This window comes from Hydrogenophaga sp., from assembly GCF_050182545.1.
In the GTDB taxonomy this organism is placed as follows: domain Bacteria; phylum Pseudomonadota; class Gammaproteobacteria; order Burkholderiales; family Burkholderiaceae_C; genus Hydrogenophaga.
On record NZ_JBFXCD010000006.1, the window covers coordinates 127,394 to 148,190 of the forward strand.

Here is a 20,797-nt window from a genome sequence, read left to right on the forward strand (position 1 = left end):
GGCAGAGCAGGGGGACTGTCAGGACATCACCAGCATCCCGGCCGTCGGGTTCTGCAGCAGGGCGGCGAGCGCTTCGATGGGCAGCGGCTTGGCAAACAGGTGACCCTGGAACTGGTCGCAGCCCTGGTAGGCCAGGAAGTCGCGCTGCTCCTGCGTCTCCACGCCTTCGGCCACGACCTGCAGGCTCAAGCTCTGTGCCAGTGCAATGATGGCGCGCGAGATGGCCGCGTCGTTCGGATCGGTCAGCACGTCGGCCACGAAGCCCTTGTCGATCTTGAGCTGGTCCAGCGGCAGGCGCTTGAGCACCGAGAGCGAGGAGTAGCCCACACCGAAATCGTCCAGCGAGAGCGTAACCCCCAGTGCCTTGAGCATGCCCATCTTGTTGATGGTGATTTCCATGCGGTCGGCCAGCAGGCTTTCGGTGAGTTCCAGCTTGAGCTTGTGCGGGCGGATGCCGGTGCGCTGGATCGCGGCCATCACCATGTCGACGAAGTCGGGGTGGCGGAACTGGCGCACGCTCACGTTCACCGCGATGCTCAGGCTCGCGGTCTGCGCGCTGCCCGCCCAGGCGGCCAACTGCTCGCAAGCGGTTTCCAGCACCCACTGGCCCAGCGGCAGAATCAGGCCGGTGTCTTCGGCCACGGGAATGAAGTCGGCTGGAAAGATCAGACCGCGCTGCGGGTGTTGCCAGCGGACCAGTGCCTCGACACCGGTGATGATGCCCACGCGATCCACCTGCGGCTGGTAGTGCACCACGAACTGCTGCTCACTGAGCGCGACGCGCAGGTCTGAGCTGACGGTGGCGTTGGCGCTCACGGTGGCTTGCATGCCCGGGTCGAAGAAGCACAGGGTGTTGCGCCCCAGCGACTTGGCCTGGTACATCGCGAGGTCGGCCTGCTTGAGCAACTCGCCCACGTCGCTCTGTTGGCCATTGAACGAAGTCACGCCGATGCTGGGCGTGGCGAAGTGCTGGTGGCCGGTGAGCTGGAAGGGTTCGCGCAAGGTGTTGAGGACCTTCTCGGCCAGGGCCGTAGCCTTGAAGGCCGCGGCGTCGGGGTCGGTGCTGAGGTCGTCGACCATCACCACGAACTCGTCGCCGCCCAGGCGCGCCACCATATCCGTCTTGCGCACGCTGCGCGTCAGGCGCTGGGCCACCTTCTGCAGCAGCTGGTCGCCCATGTGGTGGCCCAGCGTGTCGTTGAGGATCTTGAAATTGTCCAGATCGATGAACATCAGCGCGCCGTGCTGACCCGATCGCGCGCTCGCGGCCAGGGCCTGCTGCAGGCGATCCAGCAGCAACTGGCGGTTCGGCAGATCCGTGAGCGCGTCGTAGAACGCGAGGTGGCGGATCATGTCCTCGGCGGTCTTGCGCTGCGTGATGTCGCGGCCGACCGCCACCCAGTGCGTGATGTCCTCGGCGGTGGCCTGAACCGACACCACCTCCAGCTCGACCCAGAACATGGCGCCGTTCTTGCGCCGGACCATCAGCTCGGTGCGGGCCTGCCGCGACTGCTGCAGGTTGTTCGCGAGCTCGCGCAACTTGGCAATGGCCGGGTCGAGTTCAAGCAGCATGCGCGGCGTCTGCCCCAGCACCTCGGCTCGGCTGTAGCCCGTGTGCTGCTCGAAGGCATCGTTCACGAAAACGATGCGAGGCTCCTGGTCGTTGCTGGCGCCGGTCTCGGCGATCGCCACGATGTCATTGAGCCGCGACACACTGGTCTCCAGCAGCATCAGCTGTTCCTGCGAGCGGCGCCGCTCGGTCACGTCCCGGAAATACACCGCCAGGCCTTCGGCAAACGGGTAGGCACGCACCTCCAGCCATTTGCCCAGCGTGGGAAAGAAGTCTTCCAGCTCGACGCGGCGGTTGGTATTGAGCGACCGGGTCAACTGTTCCTTGAGACGCTGCGCCAGGCCAGGGCTGAAGTCTTGCCAGACTTCCAGGCCGAGCAGCTCGGCGGTGGATTTCTGCAACAGGCGCTCGCTTTCCTGATTCAGGTAGGTGAAGCAGCACTGCCGGTCCAGCGTCACGAAAGCCTCGGTGATGCTGGCCAGCGTGGTGGTCAGGCGCATGGCCAGTCGCAGGGTGTCTTGCTGCGCCTGCTTCTGCGCCGATATGTCCTGGATCGCTCCCTGGATGCGCACGATCTCGCCATTGGCACGGCGCACGGCGGTGCCCACGGTGCGCACCCATTTCGGCGGACCCTCCTCGGACGTGATCTGGATCTCCTCGTCGAAACTTTCCCCATGCTGCGCGCAGCGCTCCAGGCGCTGGCGGATGCCGTTGCGCCACTCGGGCGTGTAGCGCTGCACCATGTCCTCGAGGTTGCGGACATGGTGGTGGTCAGCCAGACCGAGGATGGTGGCGAATTCGTCCGAGTGCACCACCTCGCGGGTGGACAACTGCAGCGACCAACTGCCGGCACCCGCAGTGTGTTCGGTCAGGTTGAGGCGGCTCTCGCTCTCGCGCAGCATGGTGGCGTTGTATTGCTCGCTTTGCTCGCAGCGCCGCACCAGCGAGAGCATGTCACCTGCGTGCTGTGCCAGCGATTGCAACACTGGCGAGCCCGGTGCAGGGCGCTCGCGTCGGCGCCGATCCAGCAGCAGCAGGGCCGCGCCCGCCGGGCCTACGACAACCGGCAGAGGCAGCCAGTGGCCGTACCGAAAAGAGATGGCGCCGCGGCGTGCTTCGGGCAACCAGGCTTCCAGGGTGGGTTGTTCCACACAGCTTGCGAAAGTCTCAATGACCGCGACCACATCGGCCGCAGTCAGTCCGTGCTGGCCGAGCACCTCAGGCGGGGAGCGCGATGCATCTATCAGCAGGGTTGCCTCAACGTCCTGCAACCGAGCCGCCATCTCGGCCAACCGGTCCAGCTCGTCTCGCGAAGGCGGCACACCAGCGCGCTCGGTGCCGAAGTCGGCGACGGAGGGAAGTAGCTTGTCTTGGCCGGGGCGCATGGAGTTGGTGTGGATCGATTCGTTCGGGGGTCCAGCATACAGAGCCCCTGTCATCTGCCTCACATGAACAAGTCCTATGCTGGCAAACGGTGTGTGAACTTCTGCACGCCGTGTGCCGCCAGATTGGGTATTTGTAACAAATTTGTTTGTTTTTGTTCCTTGTGTTCTAACATAGTCCATCGTCGATGCCACGTGCTGCCTGTTCAGGCAGAGCCCCCGCGCCAGTGCATCGCCACCGCCAGACCGAATACACAAAGGGGTTGATTGTGAGCACTCTCGCAGAACTCAGGCAATACAGTGACGTTTCCAGTCTGAAGACCGCACTGCATCAGCTGTGCAGCGAATTTGGCCGCATCACGCGGCTGGACATTCTCACGGCCATGCACGAAGGCACGAAGCAGGCGATCTGCTTCCTGCGGATGGAGCGGCCCGAGCAGGAGCAGCAGCTCATGAAAAGCCTGGGCGTGGGCCGTTTTGGCGGTGAAGTGGTGTTTGTGCTCAACCTCAATGTGCCGGTGACGGCAGAGGACGGCCCATCGTCGCAGTGGGCCGACTCCGACATTTACTGATCGTTTCCGCGCTGCGCGAGCGGCGCAGCATGCCTTTCCCCCCGTGTCTCCCGATTGACCTGCATGCGCCAGTGCGCCGCGCAGAATCAGTGCATGAACGCCCTTCGCTCCCCGCTCGCCGCCCAGATCGTGCAATGGCTGATCGCGCCCGGCGATACCGTGCGCCCAGGCGACCCGCTGGTCATCCTGGAAGCCATGAAGATGGAGCACGAGTTGCGCGCCGATGCGCCTGCCCGTGTCCTCGAGCTGTTCTTCGGGGAGGGCGAAACTGTGCAAGCTGGCGATGCGCTCCTGCGTGCGGAATCCTTGCGCGAGAGCGATATTCAGCCCGCCGCAACGACGCGGCCCGATGACCTCGCCGCATCAGCGAATGTCCACCGCGGCGATCTGAAGCGGCTGCTCGAGCGTGAGGCCCGCGTCCAGGATGCCGCCCGGCCCGAAGCTGTGGCTCGGCGTCATGCGCTGGGCCAGCGCACCGCTCGAGAGAACATTGCCGACCTGTGCGACAAGGACAGCTTTCTTGAGTACGGTGCGCTTGCGGTGGCTGCGCAGCGGAGCCGCCGCAGCGAAGAAGACCTCATCGCCAACACCCCGGCCGACGGCATGGTGACCGGCATCGGGTCGGTCAATGGCGCGCTCTTTGGCGCCGAACGCGCGCGCGCGGTGGTCATGGCCTACGATGCCACGGTGCTCGCAGGCACGCAGGGTATGCGCAACCACCAGAAGACCGACCGTCTGCTTGGCATTGCGCTGGAGCAGCGCTTGCCTGTGGTGCTGTTTGCAGAAGGCGGCGGGGGCAGACCCGGCGACACCGACATGCCGATCATCGCTGGTCTGCATGTGGGCACGTTTGCAGCCTTCGCGCGCCTCTCCGGCCAGGTGCCGGTGGTCGGCATCGCCAGCGGCCGCTGCTTCGCCGGCAACGCGGCGCTGCTGGGCTGCAGCGATGTGGTGATTGCCACCCGGGGCAGCAACATCGGCATGGGGGGACCCGCCATGGTGGAGGGCGGTGGCTTGGGCGTGTATCGACCCGAAGAGATCGGGCCGAGCGCGGTTCAGCACGCCAATGGCGTGATCGACGTGCTGGTGGACGACGAGGCGCAAGCGGTGGCCGCCGCGCAGCACTACCTTTCATTCTTTCAGGGGCGCGTTTCTGAATGGCGCGCTCCCGACGCCCTGACGCTGCGCGACGTGGTGCCCGAGAACCGGCTGCGCGCATACGACACGATGATGGTCATGAACGGGCTGGTCGATGCGGAAAGCCTCTTGCCGCTGCGCACCGGTTTTGGCATCGGCATCCACACCGCTTTGGGGCGCATCGGAGGCCGTCCGGTGGGGCTCCTGGCCAACAACCCCCTGCACCTGGGAGGTGCGGTCGACGCCGATGCCGCCGACAAGGCGGCGCGCTTCATGCAGCTGTGCAACGCCCATGGATTGCCCGTTGTCACATTGGTGGACACGCCTGGTTTCATGGTGGGGCCCGAGATGGAATCCCGCGCCCAGGTGCGCCACGTCAGTCGCCTCTTCGTGGTGGCGGCTGATCTGCGGGTGCCGGTTTTCTGCGTCGTCCTGCGCAAGGGGTACGGTCTGGGTGCCATGGGCATGGCCGCGGGCGGCTTTCATGCGCCGGTTTTCACGATCGCCTGGCCGACGGCCGAGTTTGGCGCAATGGGGCTTGAGGGGGCGGTGCGACTCGGCTACCGCAAGGAACTGGAGGTATTGCCCGAAGGGCCACAGCGCGTCGCGCTGTTCGAGCGCCTGCTGGCGCAGCAGTACGCGAACGGTTCGGCGGTGCAGATGGCCAGCACGCTGGAGATCGACGCGGTGATCGATCCGGCGCTCACGCGCGACTGGTTGATCAAGGGGCTGGCGAGTGTCCAGGTGTCCGCCCCCCGCACGGGGCGCTTCATCGACACCTGGTGAGGCCTGCGGGCCTTGTGCCCTTGCCTTACATCAGGTCGCCGAAACCGGTGGTGCGCACACCCGCGCTGGGCAGTTGCGGCGCGGTCTGGTTGATGTTGATCCAGAACTCGCACACGTGCTTCATGGCACTGAGGAACTGCGAAAACTCGGTGGGCTTGGCGATGTAGGCGTTGGTGCCGGCGTCGTAGGCGCGCAGCAGATCGCTGGGTTCGGTGGAGGACGTCAGCACCACCACGGGGATGTGGTGCAGGTTGTCGGAGCCCTTGATTTCCTTGAGCACGCCGATGCCGTCGAGCAGCGGCATTTTCAGGTCCAGCAGCACCAGCATGGGGTTGCTGCCCGAGCGGTTGGTGAAGCTGTTGCGCCGGTGCAGGTAGTCCAGCGCCTGCATGCCATCGGATACGTGCGTCACCCGCCCGTCCAAGCCATGACGCGCCAGTGCCAGTTTGGTCAGTTCGGCATCGTCCGGATTGTCCTCGACGAGAAGGATGGCGTCGGCGTTTTTGCTCATGGTTCCAGGGCGGCTGGCATGGAATCTGTGGGAGATTCAAGCCCGTGCGCGCCTTCAAAAGGTAGCGAAAAATAGAACACACTGCCCTCTCCGAGCTGACTTTCAGCCCAGATGGTGCCACCGTGTCGCTCGATGATGCGCCGCGTGAGTGCCAGGCCGATGCCAGTGCCTTCAAACTCCGAGGCCCGATGCAGGCGTTGGAAAACGCCAAACAGTTTCTGGGCGTATTTTGTGTCAAAACCCACACCATTGTCACGAACAAAGAAGGTGTAGCCCACCACGGGATCCACGCTCCAGCCCACTTCGATGCGCGTTCTTTCACGCGGGCGGGTGTATTTGTAGGCGTTGCCCAACAGATTGGCCCAGACTTCGCGCAGCAACAGCGCGTCGCCCTGGACCACCGGCAGGTCGGGGGCAACCACCCAATCCACTACCCGCCCCTCGGTGTCGTGCCCGATCTGGCTGACGACCGCATCCACCAGCAGCGTGAAGTCCACGGCGGTGAGGTTCACGGCCGAGCGGCCCAGTCGCGAGAAGGCCAGCAAGCCGTCGATGAGTTGGCTCATGTGTCGCGCCGAGTTGCCGATGGTCCCCAGGTAGCGGGCGCTCACCTCGTCACAGTTGCCGCCCAGGTGTTCTTCCAGGAGGCTGACGAAGCTGGAGATGTGACGCAGGGGCGATCGCAGGTCGTGCGAGACCGAGTAGGAGAAGGATTCCAGATCCTTGTTGGCGGCGAGCAATTGCTCGGTGCGTTCCACCACGCGGTTTTCCAGCTCGTCGTTGATGTTGCGCATCAGGTCGTCGAGCCGCTTCGCGTCGGTCATGTCGCGGTTGATCTTGGCAAAGCCCATGAGCTCGCCCGCGTCGTCGCGCAGAGCGATCAGCACTGAGTGGGACCAGTACTGTGACCCGTCCTTGCGGGTGTGCCAGTTGTGCAGTTCGTGCTGGCCGCGGGAAGCCGCCAGCCGCAGCATCTGATTGGCGCTGACCTTGCCGTGCTCCGGATTGATCGGGTCGAACAGCACGCCGTAGTGACGCCCCAGCATTTGCGTGGGCGAGTAGCCGTCCATGCGCTGGGCGCTGTCTGTCCAGTCGGTGATGGTGCCTTCCGCATCCATGAAGAAGATGCAGTAGTCACGCAGGTTGTCCACCATCAGACGGAAGCGCTGCTCGCTCTCCAGCAGCTCGGCCGAGCGTTCGCTGATGCGTTGTTCCAGCTCTTCGTTCAGGTGCACCACGCGCTCCTCGATGCGCTTTCGCTCCGTGATGTCGATGATCTGGACGAACAGGCCCTGCACGATCCCGTCCTCATTGAAATCGGGGAGGTAGTTGGCGCTGACGTAGATTTCCTGTCCGTCCACCGTTGGCCGCCAGGTTTCGAAGTGCTGAGGCTGCCCGTCCAGTGCGGCCTGCATGCGCGGTGCGATATCGGCCCACACGTCGGCGCGCACGCATTGCCCGATGTGCTGGCCTATGACGAGCTGCGGATCCATGCCGTAAACACGCAGATGCTCGGCATTCGCGAAGCGGAAATGCAAGCCCGCATCCAGATAGGCGATCAGACCCGGCACGTGATCGGTGATGGTCTGCATGAAGCGCTGGTTGTTGCGCAAGGCGGTCTCGGCGGCCTTGCGCCGCGTGATGTCGACCAGCGTGGTGTTGCTGCGCAAGAACCGGCCTTCGGCGTCGCGCACCGCCGACGAGGACAGCAGCGCGTGGAAGGTGCTGCCATCGCGTCGGCGCAAACCGTACTCCACCGCATCCAGAGCGTCATCCTTGAGCATCTGCTGCATCCGGTTCTCGAGCAGGTCACTCTGGTTGGGCAGCATGAAGTCGCGGAAATTCTTCTTGCCGACCACCTCTTCGCGGGAATAGCCCAGCCATTCGAGTTCGGTGTCGTTGATGGACACATAGTTGCCATCGATGTCGAGCGAGTGGTAGCCACAAGGCGCCTGGTTGTAGAGGGCCTGGGCCTGCATCAGCGCGTCGTTGAGCTGCAGATTGGCCTCGCGGACCTGGTCCTCGGATGCCTTGCGGTCCGAGATATCGATCATCTGGATGATGATGCCCTGGACCTGGCCTGCTTCCCAGTAGGGCGTGTACTCGATGCTTGCGTAGAAGCGGTGGCCGTCCGGGAAGGCGCGCTCGCCCTCAAAGCGCTGGATCTCGCCCGACAGCGCGGCCGCCAGCGACAGTCGTGCGCTTTCAAAGTCCTGTGGGCGCGCGATCTGGCTCAGGTGAAGACCCACCATCTGCTCAGTGTCGCCTCGTGTCCAGCGCGCGTAGCTGGCGTTGGCGAAGCGGCAGATCAGGTCGCGGTCGAAGAAGGCAAGCTGCACCGGCACGCTGTTCGTGATGGTCTGCAGAAAGTTGCGCTGGGCCGCCAACGCGTTCTCGGCGGCCTTGCGATCGGTGATGTCGACAACGGTGTTGTTGGTGCGAACGAACCGGCCCTGGTTGTCCTGGACGGCTGTACTGCTCAGCAGGGCCAGGAACGTGCTGCCGTCGCGTCGCCGGATGGTGAATTCCGCCGCTTCGATCTTCTCGCCCCGCACCATGCGTTCCAGTCGCTCGAGGGCAGCGCCCGCCTGGTCGGGTGTGACGATGTCGCGAAAGCGCATCTGGCCGATCACCTCGCTGCGGTCGTAACCCAGCCACTCCAGTTCGGTGCGGTTCATCAGCACGAACACGCCGTTGGCGTCGACGGAGTGGTAACCGCAGGGGGCCTGGTTGTAGAGGGTCTGGGCGTCGCGCAGGGCCAGGGCCACGCGCTCCTTGGCCTCGGCGAGTTCGTCCGTGCGTTGCCGCACCCGGTCTTCCAGTTCGGCATTGAATCGCTGAATCTCTTCCTGTTGCTGGTGCAGGGCGGTGATGTCGCGCGAGACCGCCAGAAGCATGACGGGGTGGCCCTGCGAATCGCTGATGGGCGTGACCATGGTGTCCCACCACTTCGGCGTGCCCTTGAAGGTGTTGCCGAACGCCACGAAGCGCGCGCTCTTGCCCTGGCGCGCGCTCTCCAGTGCCTCGCGCGACAGCAGGGCGCCGTCATCGGGCCACCAGGTGGTCCAGTCGCTGTTGCGCACCTCGTCGAAGTCGTCCACCTCGACCAGCCTGCACCCCTGCGCGGTCATCTGTACCACGCGGCCTTGCAAATCCAGCACCTTGGTGCAGTCCGGACTGCTTGCGATGATCTGCCGGTTGAGTTCGTCCTTGATGCGCGCGTCGGCCTCCAGCGAGCGCATCGCGGTGATGTCCTGCATGAAGCCAAGCTGGCTGGTGATGGCGCCATGGGCATCGCGCAAGGCCGCGTTGCGCACCAGCACATGCACGATTTCGTTGCCCGGGCGCACCAGGCGAAACTCGATGCTCAGGCTCTCGCCCGTGGAAATGCCGCGCACCCAGTGTTGCTGCACGCGCTCAAGGTCATCGGGGTGCACTCGGTTGAGCCAGCCGAAGTTGGGAAAGTCCTCCCGCTCCAGGGCAAATATGGCTTGCAGCTGTTCGTCCACATGGGTGAGCACGCCCGCGTGGTCGGTGCGAAAAACACCAATCGGGAACACGCTGGCCATCGCAGCGAACAATGCTTCGTATTCCAGCTGGGCATTCTGGGAAGGCAGCCCTGGCGGATTGTCAAGCGTGGCCTTCAGTTCGAGAGGGAGCCGTGCCTGGAATGGGTGCGCCTCGGCCGCCCCGAGGGTGTCCTGGCCGCTGAGGCGCTGCGCATAGCTGCGACGCAGGTGCTCGTTCTCCGCGCGCAGCGTCTCCAGTTCCAGCAGCAGCGCGCGCTCCCGCTCCTGAGCCGCCTTCTCGGGCCTGTGGGCGTCAGGGCGCCGGTCCTGGGACGGAAAGAGGGAGCTCATCCGGCACAAATGTACCCCAGCAGGCCCGCGGGCAAGCGTGATATTTGACAGTCAGAAACGGGACAGTTCCGGGTGTGCCATCCTGCCCGCTCGCACCAGCATCCGACCATACTCAGCACAACGTTGCAGCGTGGGGATGACCTTGCCCGGATTGAGTAGCGCATTGGTATCAAACGCCTGCTTCACGCCAAACATCTGTGTGTTCTCCTCCGCTGAGAACTGCACGCACATGCTGTTGAGCTTCTCCACTCCCACGCCGTGTTCGCCGGTGACCGTGCCACCCATGGCCACGCTGGTCTCGAGGATGTCGGCGCCGAACTGTTCGCACCGATGCAACTGGTCGGCATCGTTGGCGTCGAACAGGATCAGCGGATGCAGGTTGCCATCGCCCGCGTGGAACACGTTCGCGCAGCGCAACCCATACTTCTTTTCCATGGCCTGGATGGCCAGCAGGATGTCGGCCAGGCGTTTGCGCGGGATGGTCGAATCCATGCACATGTAGTCGGGGCTGATGCGTCCGCTTGCGGGGAACGCGTTCTTGCGGCCGCTCCAGAAGCGCAGCCGCTCGGCCTCGTCGCGGCTGACGGCGATGGCGGTGGCACCGCAGCCGCGCAGCACCTCGCTCATGCGGCCGATCTCCTCGGCCACTTCTTCGGGGGTGCCGTCACTCTCGCAAAGCAGGATGGCTTCCGCGTTCAGGTCATAGCCCGCGTGCACGAAATCCTCCACCGCGGCCGTCATGGGCTTGTCCATCATCTCCAGCCCGGCGGGGATGATGCCGGCGGCGATGACGGCGGCCACCGCGTCACCGGCCTTGCGTACGTCGTCGAAGCTGGCCATGATGCAGCGCGCCAGTTGCGGTCGGGGCACGAGTTTGACCGTGACTTCGGTGGTCACCGCCAGCATGCCTTCGCTGCCGATCACGAGTGGCAGCAGGTCCAGGCCGGGGCTGTCGAGTGCGTCGCCGCCAAAGGTGATGGGATCGCCCTCCACGGTGAAACCGCGCACCGCCAGCACGTTGTGCAGCGTCAGGCCGTACTTGAGGCAGTGCACGCCGCCGGAGTTCTCGGCCACGTTGCCGCCAATGGTGCAGGCGATCTGGCTGCTTGGGTCGGGGGCGTAGTACAGGCCCAATGGCGCGGCCACCTCGGAAATGGCGAGGTTGCGCACGCCGGCTTGCACCACGGCCGTGCGCGCGCGCGGGTCGATCTCGACGACACGGTTGAACTTCGCCAGTGAGAGTGTCACGCCCAGCGGATGCGGCATCGCGCCGCCCGACAGACCGGTGCCCGCGCCACGCGCCACCACGGGCACCTTCAGGCTGTGGCAGGTCTTGAGCACCGCGGCCACCTGATCCTCGGTTTCGGGCAGCGCCACCACCAGCGGGCGCTCGCGGTATGCGGTGAGTCCGTCGCACTCGTAGGGCACGGTGTCCTCGGTCTGCCAGAGCAGCGCGTGCGCAGGCACCGCGCCCTGCAGCGCACGCACCACCTCGGCCTGTCGCTCGGTGCGCCGCAGGGGTGTGGTTTCGCTGGACTTGGGGGGTGCGCTCATGTCGGGTCTTCGCGTGCGGAATCAAGGGCTGCGTCAGTCTAGGCCAATGCAAGACCGGCGGTGTGAAGAAACTTGCAGCGGTGTGTGAGCGCGGCGACGTACGGCATGGCGCGGCTCTTGAAATCGCCCCCGCGCGACAGCACGTGATGCCCATGCGGGGCGCGCGTCGCGCTCCGGGTTTTTCCTTCATTCCAGGAGCTTTTGTCATGACCCATCTGATTGCCCGCCGCGGTTTCCTTGACGAGTTTTTCAACGATGTCGCCCCTGCCTTCTACGTCAAACCACTGCACAGTGAGGCCTTGCCGGCGCAGATCCGCGTCGATGTGAAGGAGACGCCCGAGGCCTATACCCTGCAGGCTGAAATGCCGGGGGTCTCGAAGGACGACATACACGTCGATGTCGAAGGCAAGCTGGTGACCGTGCGCGCCGAAGTCAAGCAGAGCGATACCCAGACCGAGGGTGGAAAGCTGCTGCGCAGCGAACGCTACTACGGCGCCGTCTCGCGCAGCTTCCAGTTGCCGGCTGATGTCGACAACGGCGCTGCCAGAGCAAGGTACGAGAACGGTGTGTTGCAGCTCACCCTGCCCAAACGGGTCGCGGGCGGCTCGCAGCGGCTGGCCATTGAGTGAGCGTGCTCAGGCCACGCTCTTCTTGAGCCACTCGGCAAACGCTGCGCATTCCCAGCGCTCCATGGCACCAACCTGCCAGCACAGGTAGTGCGCGTGAGGTGAGGGGATGTTGCGCTCCGAAATGCGCTCCAGGGAGCCGTTCTCGATCCATGGCGCGCCGAGCTTCAGGCGCACCAGCGCCACGCCGAGGCCCTGTGCCGCGGCGTCGCACATGAGCCCGATGTCGTTGAAGGACGAACCTTCGAAGGGCTCGGGCCAATCCAGTTCGTGGGCCGCGAACCACGTGCGCCAGGGCTCCAGCGGGCTGCGCAGCAGGGCGGCGCGCTGGAGGTCCTCGGCGCTGTCGAAAGGGCCGTTTTCGCGGATGTACGCCGGAGAGGCCAGCGGTGTGACGTCGTCCTTGAGCAGGCACAGGTGCTCGACATCCGCGTAGCGCCCGGTGCCGAAACGCACGGTGAGGTCGGCGTCCTCGGCCACCACGTCGAGCAGCGGGATCGAGACCTGCAGCGTGAGGTCGATCTCCGGATAGGCGTCGATGAACTGGCGCAGTCGCGGCATCAGGATCGATCGGGCGAAGGTTGGAGTGACGGCCAGCTTGAGCTTGCGCTTGCCCGGCGTGGTGCTGCCGCCGGGAAACCGCTGCAGGATGCCCAAACCCTCGCGCACATGGGCCAGGTACTCGCTGCCCTCGGTGGTGAGGGAGAAATCAGCGCGGCCGAACAGCTTGGTGCCCAGGATCTGTTCGAGTTGTCTGACGCGGTGGCTGACCGCGCTGGGGGTGACGTTGAGCTCTTCCCCCGTCTGCGTCACGCTGCGCAGCCGCGCCAGTGCCTCGAAGGTCAGCAGGCACTGGATCGGGGGAATGCGGATGGTCATTTGAAGACGACGGTCTTGTGGCCATTGAGCAGCACGCGGTGCTCGCTGTGCCATTTCACGGCGCGTGCCAGCACCTGACTCTCGGTGTCGCGGCCTCGCGCGGTGAGGTCTTCCACCGCGTCGGTGTGGTCCACGCGCGCCACGTCCTGTTCGATGATCGGCCCTTCGTCGAGGTCGGCCGTGACGTAGTGGGCTGTGGCGCCGATGAGTTTCACGCCACGGTCGTGTGCCTGGTAGTAAGGCTTGGCGCCTTTGAAACTGGGCAGGAAGCTGTGGTGGATGTTGATCGCCTTGCCCGAGAGGTCGCGGCAGAGCTCGTTGCTGAGCACCTGCATGTAGCGCGCCAGCACGACCAGTTCGGCGCCTTCGCCCTGGATGATCTCCAGCTGTTTCGCTTCCGCCTGCGGCTTCGTGGCGGCGGTCACCGGGATGTGGTGGAAGGGCACGTTGTAGCTGGCCGCGAGCTGGTAGAAATCGCGGTGGTTGCTGATGATGGCGCGGATGTCCAGTGCCAGCAGGCCGCTCTTCCAGCGGAACAGCAGATCGTTCAGGCAGTGGCCTTCCCGGCTCACGAAGATCACCGTGCGCATCGGCTCGGCCAGCGGGTGCAGGCTCCAGCGCATGGTGAAAGGCTCGGCAAACAGCTTCAGGTGCAGGCGCAGGTCGTCCTGGGTGAGCTGGCCGCAGGCGAACTGCACGCGCATGAAAAACAGGCCGGTGTCGTGGTCGTTGTATTGGGCGGCTTCTTCAATGTTGCCGCCGTGCTCAAGCAGGAAACCGGAGACGGCATGCACGATGCCGGGGCGATCCTGGCAGGACAGGGTGAGAACGTAGGTGTGAGTCATGGCGTGCGCATTGTCGCAGCATGGCACACGGTGGGTCTGGCCGCGCGGGCGACAGTGGAGCCCCCTGCGGCCTGATCACGGTGCCAGAATCGTGGCTCCGATCTTTCGCCTCAGGAGACGCCGCCATGGCCTACAACGACCTGCGCATGGACAACCAGTGGTTGCCCTTCACCCCCAACCGCAGCTTCCAGAAGGACCCGCGCGTGTTCGTGGCCGCAGACGGCATGCACTTCACCACGCACGACGGCCGCCAGGTGATTGATGGCATTTCCAGCCTGTGGTGCGTGGGCGCCGGCCACAACCGAAAACCCATCAACGAGGCCATCAAGAAGCAGCTCGACACGCTGGACTACAGCACCGCTTTCAGCGTGAGCAACGACAAGGCATTCCGTGCCGCGGAGATGATCGCGGCGATGGCACCGGGCGATCTGAACAAGGTGCTGTTCTGCAACTCGGGCAGCGAAGCGGCGGACACCGCCCTGAAGGTGGCGCTGGCCCACCATCGCGCGCGCGGCGAGGGCCACCGCAACGTCTTCATCGGCCGTGAACGCGGCTACCACGGCGTGGGCTTTGGTGGCATGAGCGTGGGTGGCATACCGGCCAATCGCAAGGTGTACGGCGCGGCACTGCTGCCGCGCGTGGACCACCTGCGCTTCATCCACGACCCGGTGAAACACGCCTATGTGCACAACGTCGAACCGGCGTGGGACGAGGACCCGCTGCTGGAACTGGAAAACCGCATCCTGCCGCTGCACGATCCGAGCAACGTGGCGGCTGTGATTGTCGAGCCCGTGGCGGGCAGCGCGGGCTGGTACGTGCCACCGCAGGGCTACCTCAAGCGCTTGCGCGAGATCTGCGACAAGCACGGCATCCTGCTGATCTTCGACGAGGTCATCACCGGCTTTGGCCGTCTGGGCAAGGCATTTGCATCGGATTACTACGGCGTGCAGCCCGACATGCTGACCTTTGCCAAGGCCGTCACCAACGGCGTTTTTCCACTGGGTGGCGTGGTCTGCAGCGACCGTATCTACAACGCCATGATGGGCGCGCACGGGAGCGCGCCCGAGCACGCCATCGAGTTCTTCCACGGCTACACCTATTCCGGTCATCCGGTGGCCTGCGCGGCCGCCATCGCCACGCTGGACTTGTTCCGCGAGGAGAAGCTGTTCGAACGTGCCGGCGAAATGGGCCCGGTGCTGGGCGACGCCATGCATTCCGCGCTCAAGGGACTGCCCAACGTCATCGGCATCCGCAGCCTGGGGCTGGCCGCGGCGGTGGAGCTCGCGCCGCTGCCGGGCTTGCCGGGCAAACGCGCTTTCGACGTGTTCATGGACTGCTACCACCGGGGCGTACTGGTCCGCAATGCGGGCGACAACCTGGTGTTTGCGCCTCCCTACATCGTCGAGCGCGCACAGATCGAGACCATGGTGGGCACGTTGGCGGACGCGATCAAGAGGGTGTGACTCCCTGCGCCGCAGACGCGGCTTCCCTTGCAGGTGTCCCTGGGTTCGCGTTCCTGCCGGTGGTGTGTATCGCGCTTCGGCGCCGGTGATGCCGTGGCCGTGCTCAGTGCTTGAGCCGCTGGCGCAGTTCGGTGCAGTGGTCGCGCGGCGGCAGCGCCGGCGTGACCCAGACCGTGTCGGCAGGTGGCGCATCAGAGTCGGCCGCAGCGCCGGCCTGTGCCATCACCACCTTGTGCGCCAAGCTGCTGGGCAGGTGCAACGGCACGCCGAGATCGCGCCGCACATGGCCATTGCCGGCCACCAGCAACACGGTCTTGCCGGGAGTGACCGCCTTCGCCACGGTCTGCGCCAGCGCCTGGTCGCGCGCGAGCTGGATGCGTGTCATGGGTGTGATCTGTCCCTCGGGCAACAGGCCGCAGTGGCTGTCCCGGATGCCATCGCGCTGGCGCCGCAGCACGCCTTCGCCCACCAGGTCGTCCAGCGCCCCATTGCCCATGGCGTCGCGCATTCGCGCACGCGGCAGGTTGCCGCCGATCACCGGCACACCGTTGCGCACCGCCGCCATCACCACCGGCCCATAGGTCGGCCAGGGCCAGCCGCCGCGTTCGCTCCAGGCGAGCGCTTCGCGCACGCGCGCCTCGTTGGCGTCGCGTGGCAGATCCAGGGTGTCATGACCCTGCTCGACCATCTCCATGATCAGTGCGGCCAGCTTCCCCTGCGCCGCCAGGAGCTGGACCACTTCGCGCTGCAGCACCTGGTGTTCGGGCGCGTCGTGTTGTTCACCCAGCATGAGCACGGGCGTGGGCAATACGCGGTCGAGCAGCACGGTGACGGTGGACGGCTTCGGGTGAGCGCAGGCCACCAGCAGCGCACTGATCAAGAGCAAGGATGCGGGCGTTGTGCGGTTCATGCGTGGATGCTAAGCCCGCAGGCGTCGAGGGCGTGCATGAAAAAGCCCGGCGATGCCGGGCTTGGGGGGAGGCTTCGGACTCAGTGCATCACGACCGGCATCTGTGCCAGCGTGGCATAGCCCTCGAGCGTGTCTTCCACCTCTTCCTGGGAGGGCGTGCTCTGTTGCCATGCGGTGATCTGCAACTGGAACATCTCGGCCCAGGAGCCGTCGAGGTAGACCTCCTTGCCCGAACGCTTGTCCACGATCTCGAAACCGTGACGGGGAATCTGCGGGCCGTCGGCCGCGGCGGTATCCCCCTCGGCCGGCGCGTTGGCGAGGATGTGGACCACAGCAAAGGCATCCGAGTCGTAAAGCATGTGCATGACTGAAATATCCTTGAAGAAAAAAGACCTGCGTTCCTGACAACCTTATATCGGCAAATTCACGCCGGCATGCAGTTGGGAGTGAGCTTTACGTGGCGACGTTCCGCACGAGTTCAAGATGCGTGTCTTTTTTGGCACAAAAGTGTTCATGCGTCAGGGCATCTGGCTCAATTGCTGGTCGGCCACATCGCCATTCGGCTGGGTGATGCGCAGACGCACCGGCAGGTACTCGAGGCTGGGTGCGAGCCAGATCTCGACCGTGCTGTCGAACTCCTTGCGTGGCAGGCGAACGAACTGGCGCGCGCGCACCTCGCCGGCGGGCAACTGGATGGTCGACTCCTCGCCCACCTTGAAGTGCCAGATGGGCGCGTCGCCGGTGCCGGCGACCTGCATATCCACCATCTGACCGGCGGCATAGGCCTCGGGCCGGGCCCTCAGCAGGGCGGCGAGCTGCATGAAAAGGCTCAGGCGGTCCTGCGCACCCGGTTGCAGGGGTGCGTCGGGTGCGTTGTTGCTGAATCGGATGCGCAGATTGTCGGCATCGAAATGGGCGGCCTTTTCGCTGCGGCTCTTGTCGGCGAAGCGTTCGGGCATCAGGCCTGCGGGACCGATGCGGCCGGTGCTGGTCTGCGAGCGGCTGCCCAGCAGAAACACGCGCATCTCCATGCGTGCGTCGTAGCGCCCGTTGGCCACGGTCCAGTCCAGCGTGCCCTGAGCGCTGTAGCCGATGCCCTTGACGGTGCCGCTCACGTCGTACAGCAGGCGGTTGCTGGACGGCGGTTGCGCGGGCGGCAGACCGGTCGGGGTGGCTGGTGCGTCGGACCCTGCGGCTGCGACCAGAACCGCCGCGTCCGGGGCGGTGGCCTCGATGTACTCGGGCACGCGCTCGGGCGAGTGGCTGGCAAGCGGCGCATCGACCGGGGGCTCAATGGCCTGCGGAGCGGCGGCATCCGCGGAGGGAGGCGCAACGGCGATGTCGGTGGCTGCCACGGTGGTTGCGCGATCGGATGTCCGGCGTTGGCGCAACGGCGCCGTGACCGGCACAGGAGGTGGTGCCGGCGTGATCCAGCGCACGTTGCTCACGTGAACCGGGCGTGGTGCTGTGGCGTGGTGGTGCCCGGCGGACTGTGGGTCGGCGTGGGCCAGCCGCTGTGGCGCGGACACGGCGCTGGTGGCGGGGGCAATGCCCGGCGCGAGGCCCCCTGCCAGGAGCACCATGTGCAGACCGAGCACCACCGAGACCAGCGTGGCGAGCACGGGCCAGCGCGGCGATCCGCTTGACGGTGTCTGGTGGGTCGTCACGGGCGAGGCATGGCGGGGCCGTGCCCCAGGTCGGCACTGAGTTGGCGGGTGCAGCGCAGCAGGGCGGTGGCGGGGACGCCGCCCCAGTCGGTGTCCAGTGTCGCGACCGAGCCGAGCACCACGATGCCCAGCGCAAGCCGGCCCTGGGCGTCGAACACCGGTGCGCAGAAGCCGCCCACGCCGGGCAGCAGGCTGTGCACCACGCGCGCCAGGCCACGGCGGCGAATGTCGTTCAGCAACTCTTCCACGTCCCTGGGCGATTGCGGCACATCCGCCAATGGCAGGTTGCCGTTGCGCGGCAGCTTCTTCAGGCGCGCGAGTTCGTCGCGGATCATGGGCGCGATGCGTTGCGCGTCGCGCCCCTCGGTGCCCATGAAGGCGGCAAAGCAGCGCCCCGTGGCCGAGGTCAGCAGGGGCATCACGTCACCCAGGCGCAGCGTCACCGGCACCGTTTGCGGGGCTTCGGTCCAGTGCACCATGGTGGGCCCCTGGTTGCCCCAGACGGCGATGGCCAGCGTGTGTCCGGTTTCCGTCAGCAGGCCGTCGATGCGCTCGCGGGCGAGCTTCACCGCGTCAACGCGCGCCAGACTCGCCAACCCCAGGCGCAGCGCGGCGGGCCCCAGGTCGTAGCGCGTGCTCACCGGGTCCTGCATCACCAGACCCATGCGCTGGAAGCTCACAAGGTAGCGGTGCGCCTTGGCCGCGCTCATGTGGGCGGCGGCGGCCAGGTCGCGCAGCATCAGCGCGCCGGGCGCCTGCGAGAGGGCTTCCAGCAGTTCAAAGCCCACTTCGACGGACTGGATGCCGGCACGCTGGGGTTCGCCCTCTTCGCGGGTGTCGAGGTCAGCGGCGGTGTGTCTGGCGGCGGGCATGCGGGCTTCGGTCACAGGGATTGGAGGAAAACGGGGGGCACGGGTTCCATCGTGCTGCATCGGGTCTTTCCGTGTGCCATGGGGTTTGACTTAGAATCCTGGTCTTACGCATAGGTTAATCAATTTCACTATCCGTAATTTTGTGCGCCACGCGGCGCGCCACCCATCTCATCTTGGGGTGCATCGCACCCGACCAACCCGACAGCAGGAGACTTGCATGAAACTGGCCACGTACAAAGACGGCTCGCGCGACGGACAACTGGTGGTGGTTTCCCGCGACCTGAGCACGGCGCATTATGCGACCGGCATCGCACACAAACTCCAGCAAGCACTGGACGACTGGAACTTCATCAGCCCGCAGTTGCAGGATCTGTACGTCACCCTCAACCAGGGCAAGGCGCGTCACGCGTTTCCGTTCGACCCGGCGCAGTGCATGGCGCCGCTGCCGCGCGCCTACCAGTGGGCCGATGGCTCGGCCTACATCAACCATGTGGAGCTGGTGCGCGCGGCGCGCAGCAGCGAAGTGCCGCACTCCTTTTACACCGATCCGCTCATGTACCAGGGCGGCAGCGACGACTTCATCGGCCCGTGCGAGGACGTGGTGGTCGCCAGTGAGGACTTCGGCATCGATTTCGAGGCCGAGATCGCGGTGATCACCGGCGATGTGCCCATGAGCGCCACCCCTGAGCAGGCGCTGGAGGGCGTGCGGCTGCTGATGCTGGCCAACGATGTCTCGCTGCGCAACCTGATCCCAGCCGAACTGGCCAAGGGCTTCGGCTTCTTCCAGAGCAAGCCGGCCACCGCCTTCAGCCCGGTCGCGGTCACGCCTGACGAACTGGGCGATGCCTGGCAGGGCGGACGCGTGCACCTCACGCTGCAGAGCACATGGAACGGCCGCAAGGTTGGTATGTGCGAGGCCGGGCCCGAGATGACCTTCCATTTCGGCCAGCTCATCGCGCACATCACCAAGACCCGCAACGTGCGCGCCGGCTCCATCGTGGGCAGCGGCACCGTGAGCAACAAGGGCGTGGAGGCGGACGGGCGCAAGGAGTGGCCCAAGGGTTACAGCTGCATTGCGGAGAAACGTGCCATCGAAACCATCCTCGACGGGCAGCCCTCGACCGCCTTCATGAAGTATGGCGACACCATCCGCATCGAAATGAAAGGCAAGGACGGGCTGTCCGTGTTTGGCGCGATCGATCAGAAGATCGCGCCGCTGCAGGCCTGAGAAACCGTCGGGTGGGCAGCGTCAGCCCGCGTAGACCTGCTCCATCGACGCAAAACCCTTGACCTCGATCGGGTTGCCGAAAGGGTCGCAGAAGAACATCGTCCATTGCTCGCCGGGGGCGCCTTCAAAGCGCACCTGCGGTGGCAGCACGAATTCCACGCCGGCGGCCTGCAGCCGCGCGGCCAGCGCCTTCCACTCGGGCAGCAGCAGCACCAGGCCGAAGTGCGGCATCGGCACCAGGTGGTCGCCCACACGGCCGGTGCGCGCGGTCGGGAACGGTTCACCCAGGTGCAGCGAGATCTGGTGGCTGAAGAAGTCGAAGTCCACCCAGGTGTCGGTGCTGCGGCCCTCGGTGCAACCGAGTACGCCGCCATAAAAGCCGCGCGCGGCGTCCAGGTCGGTGACGTTGAAGGCGAAATGAAAGAGGCTGCGGGTGGCGAGGGCGGGGCTGCTGGCGGTCATGCCTCAAGCATAGCGAGCGCGTTCAAGCTTGTCCTGACAGGCGACGCAACGCATCGCCGTGGGGCTGGCATGCAGGCGTGCCGTGGGAATGGCCACGCCACAGTCCACGCACAGACCGTAGCTGCCGTCGGCGATGCGCTGCAGCGCGGCGTCGATGGCGACGAGCTCGGCCGACTCGCGCTCCTCCAGGGCAAACGCCAGATCGCGCTCGGTGTCGGCGCTGGCCTGGTCATCGCTGACCTCGGAGAGTGCATCGGCGGCCGATTCGACCCGACTCCTGGCGCCGCCCCGGCGTGCGCGCAACTGCGCCAGTGCCTCGGCGCGCAGGGCGACAAGCTGGGCCTGAAAGGTGTCGGACAAGGCGGCAGTCATGGCAGTCTCCTGAAGTAGCGAGTCATCTTGCGCCTGATGACGCCCGCGTGGCTTGACGCAGGTCAAGCACAATCCTTGAAGGGCCGCGACCCGTGATCGTT

At 65.6% G+C, this 20,797-nt stretch carries 17 protein-coding genes; 5 read left to right on the top strand and 12 right to left on the bottom strand.

Going from position 1 to position 20,797, the window contains the following annotated elements; all coding sequences use genetic code 11:
* Nucleotides 1-18 precede the first annotated feature (18 nt).
* Nucleotides 19-2,955: a sensor domain-containing protein gene (locus AB7P10_RS08745; RefSeq protein WP_428293461.1), complete on the bottom strand. Its 2,937-nt coding sequence runs from the start codon at nt 2,953-2,955 to the stop codon at nt 19-21.
* Nucleotides 2,956-3,221: 266 nt separating this feature from the next.
* On the opposite strand from AB7P10_RS08745, the gene AB7P10_RS08750 reads away from it, so the two are divergent.
* Nucleotides 3,222-3,524: an RNA recognition motif domain-containing protein gene (locus tag AB7P10_RS08750; protein ID WP_297657361.1), complete on the top strand. Its 303-nt coding sequence runs from the start codon at nt 3,222-3,224 to the stop codon at nt 3,522-3,524.
* 93 nt (nt 3,525-3,617) lie between these two features.
* Entirely contained in the window at nt 3,618-5,447 is a 1,830-nt protein-coding gene (locus tag AB7P10_RS08755) for a carboxyl transferase domain-containing protein (protein ID WP_428293462.1), read from the top strand.
* Between the two features lie 25 nt (nt 5,448-5,472).
* Here the strand turns inward: AB7P10_RS08755 and AB7P10_RS08760 are convergent, their stop codons facing one another.
* Genes AB7P10_RS08760 through AB7P10_RS08770 form a run of 3 tightly spaced genes read right to left on the bottom strand, consistent with a single transcriptional unit; the run spans nt 5,473 to nt 11,372 of the window.
* Nucleotides 5,473-5,958: a response regulator gene (locus tag AB7P10_RS08760; RefSeq protein WP_297657364.1), complete on the bottom strand. Its 486-nt coding sequence runs from the start codon at nt 5,956-5,958 to the stop codon at nt 5,473-5,475.
* Nucleotides 5,955-9,818 carry a PAS domain-containing sensor histidine kinase gene (locus AB7P10_RS08765; RefSeq protein WP_428293463.1) on the bottom strand — a complete coding sequence of 1,288 codons (3,864 nt, stop codon included), beginning with the start codon at nt 9,816-9,818 and terminating at the stop codon, nt 5,955-5,957. Before AB7P10_RS08765 ends, AB7P10_RS08760 begins: the two co-directional genes overlap by 4 nt.
* Nucleotides 9,819-9,869: 51 nt before the next feature.
* Nucleotides 9,870-11,372, bottom strand: a complete 1,503-nt coding sequence (locus AB7P10_RS08770) for an FAD-linked oxidase C-terminal domain-containing protein (protein WP_428293464.1) — start codon at nt 11,370-11,372, stop codon at nt 9,870-9,872.
* A gap of 206 nt (nt 11,373-11,578) precedes the next feature.
* Between AB7P10_RS08770 and AB7P10_RS08775 the strand changes: the two genes are divergently transcribed.
* A complete protein-coding gene (locus AB7P10_RS08775; RefSeq protein WP_428293465.1) occupies nt 11,579-12,001 on the top strand; it encodes an Hsp20/alpha crystallin family protein in 423 nt (140 codons plus the stop codon).
* A gap of 6 nt (nt 12,002-12,007) precedes the next feature.
* Here the strand turns inward: AB7P10_RS08775 and AB7P10_RS08780 are convergent, their stop codons facing one another.
* Both AB7P10_RS08780 and purU read right to left on the bottom strand, forming a co-directional pair.
* A complete protein-coding gene (locus AB7P10_RS08780) occupies nt 12,008-12,877 on the bottom strand; it encodes a LysR substrate-binding domain-containing protein (RefSeq protein ID WP_428293466.1) in 870 nt (289 codons plus the stop codon).
* Nucleotides 12,874-13,722, bottom strand: coding sequence for a formyltetrahydrofolate deformylase (purU, locus tag AB7P10_RS08785; RefSeq protein ID WP_428293467.1), 849 nt, complete (start codon nt 13,720-13,722; stop codon nt 12,874-12,876). Before purU ends, AB7P10_RS08780 begins: the two co-directional genes overlap by 4 nt.
* A 125-nt stretch (nt 13,723-13,847) precedes the next feature.
* Between purU and AB7P10_RS08790 the strand changes: the two genes are divergently transcribed.
* Nucleotides 13,848-15,185 carry an aspartate aminotransferase family protein gene (locus tag AB7P10_RS08790; RefSeq protein WP_428293468.1) on the top strand — a complete coding sequence of 446 codons (1,338 nt, stop codon included), beginning with the start codon at nt 13,848-13,850 and terminating at the stop codon, nt 15,183-15,185.
* A gap of 103 nt (nt 15,186-15,288) precedes the next feature.
* Here the strand turns inward: AB7P10_RS08790 and AB7P10_RS08795 are convergent, their stop codons facing one another.
* The 4 genes from AB7P10_RS08795 to AB7P10_RS08810 all read right to left on the bottom strand — a co-directional run bounded on the left by AB7P10_RS08795 (nt 15,289) and on the right by AB7P10_RS08810 (nt 18,634).
* Complete coding sequence (locus tag AB7P10_RS08795; protein WP_428293469.1) at nt 15,289-16,095, bottom strand: ChaN family lipoprotein; 807 nt, start codon at nt 16,093-16,095, stop codon at nt 15,289-15,291.
* An 80-nt stretch (nt 16,096-16,175) separates the two neighbouring features.
* Nucleotides 16,176-16,460: a BTH_I0359 family protein gene (locus AB7P10_RS08800; RefSeq protein WP_428293470.1), complete on the bottom strand. Its 285-nt coding sequence runs from the start codon at nt 16,458-16,460 to the stop codon at nt 16,176-16,178.
* A 153-nt stretch (nt 16,461-16,613) separates the two neighbouring features.
* Nucleotides 16,614-17,762, bottom strand: a complete 1,149-nt coding sequence (locus tag AB7P10_RS08805) for a DUF3108 domain-containing protein (protein WP_428293471.1) — start codon at nt 17,760-17,762, stop codon at nt 16,614-16,616.
* The gene (locus AB7P10_RS08810) at nt 17,759-18,634 is read right to left on the bottom strand and encodes an IclR family transcriptional regulator (protein WP_428293472.1); all 876 of its coding nucleotides are present in this window, start codon (nt 18,632-18,634) and stop codon (nt 17,759-17,761) included. Before AB7P10_RS08810 ends, AB7P10_RS08805 begins: the two co-directional genes overlap by 4 nt.
* A 217-nt stretch (nt 18,635-18,851) precedes the next feature.
* Between AB7P10_RS08810 and AB7P10_RS08815 the strand changes: the two genes are divergently transcribed.
* Complete coding sequence (locus AB7P10_RS08815; RefSeq protein WP_428293473.1) at nt 18,852-19,862, top strand: fumarylacetoacetate hydrolase family protein; 1,011 nt, start codon at nt 18,852-18,854, stop codon at nt 19,860-19,862.
* A gap of 21 nt (nt 19,863-19,883) precedes the next feature.
* Here the strand turns inward: AB7P10_RS08815 and AB7P10_RS08820 are convergent, their stop codons facing one another.
* Nucleotides 19,884-20,324, bottom strand: a complete 441-nt coding sequence (locus AB7P10_RS08820; RefSeq protein ID WP_428293474.1) for a VOC family protein — start codon at nt 20,322-20,324, stop codon at nt 19,884-19,886.
* A gap of 3 nt (nt 20,325-20,327) precedes the next feature.
* On the bottom strand, nt 20,328-20,696 hold the full coding sequence (locus AB7P10_RS08825; protein WP_428293475.1) for a TraR/DksA family transcriptional regulator: 369 nt from the start codon (nt 20,694-20,696) through the stop codon (nt 20,328-20,330).
* Nucleotides 20,697-20,797 lie beyond the last annotated feature (101 nt).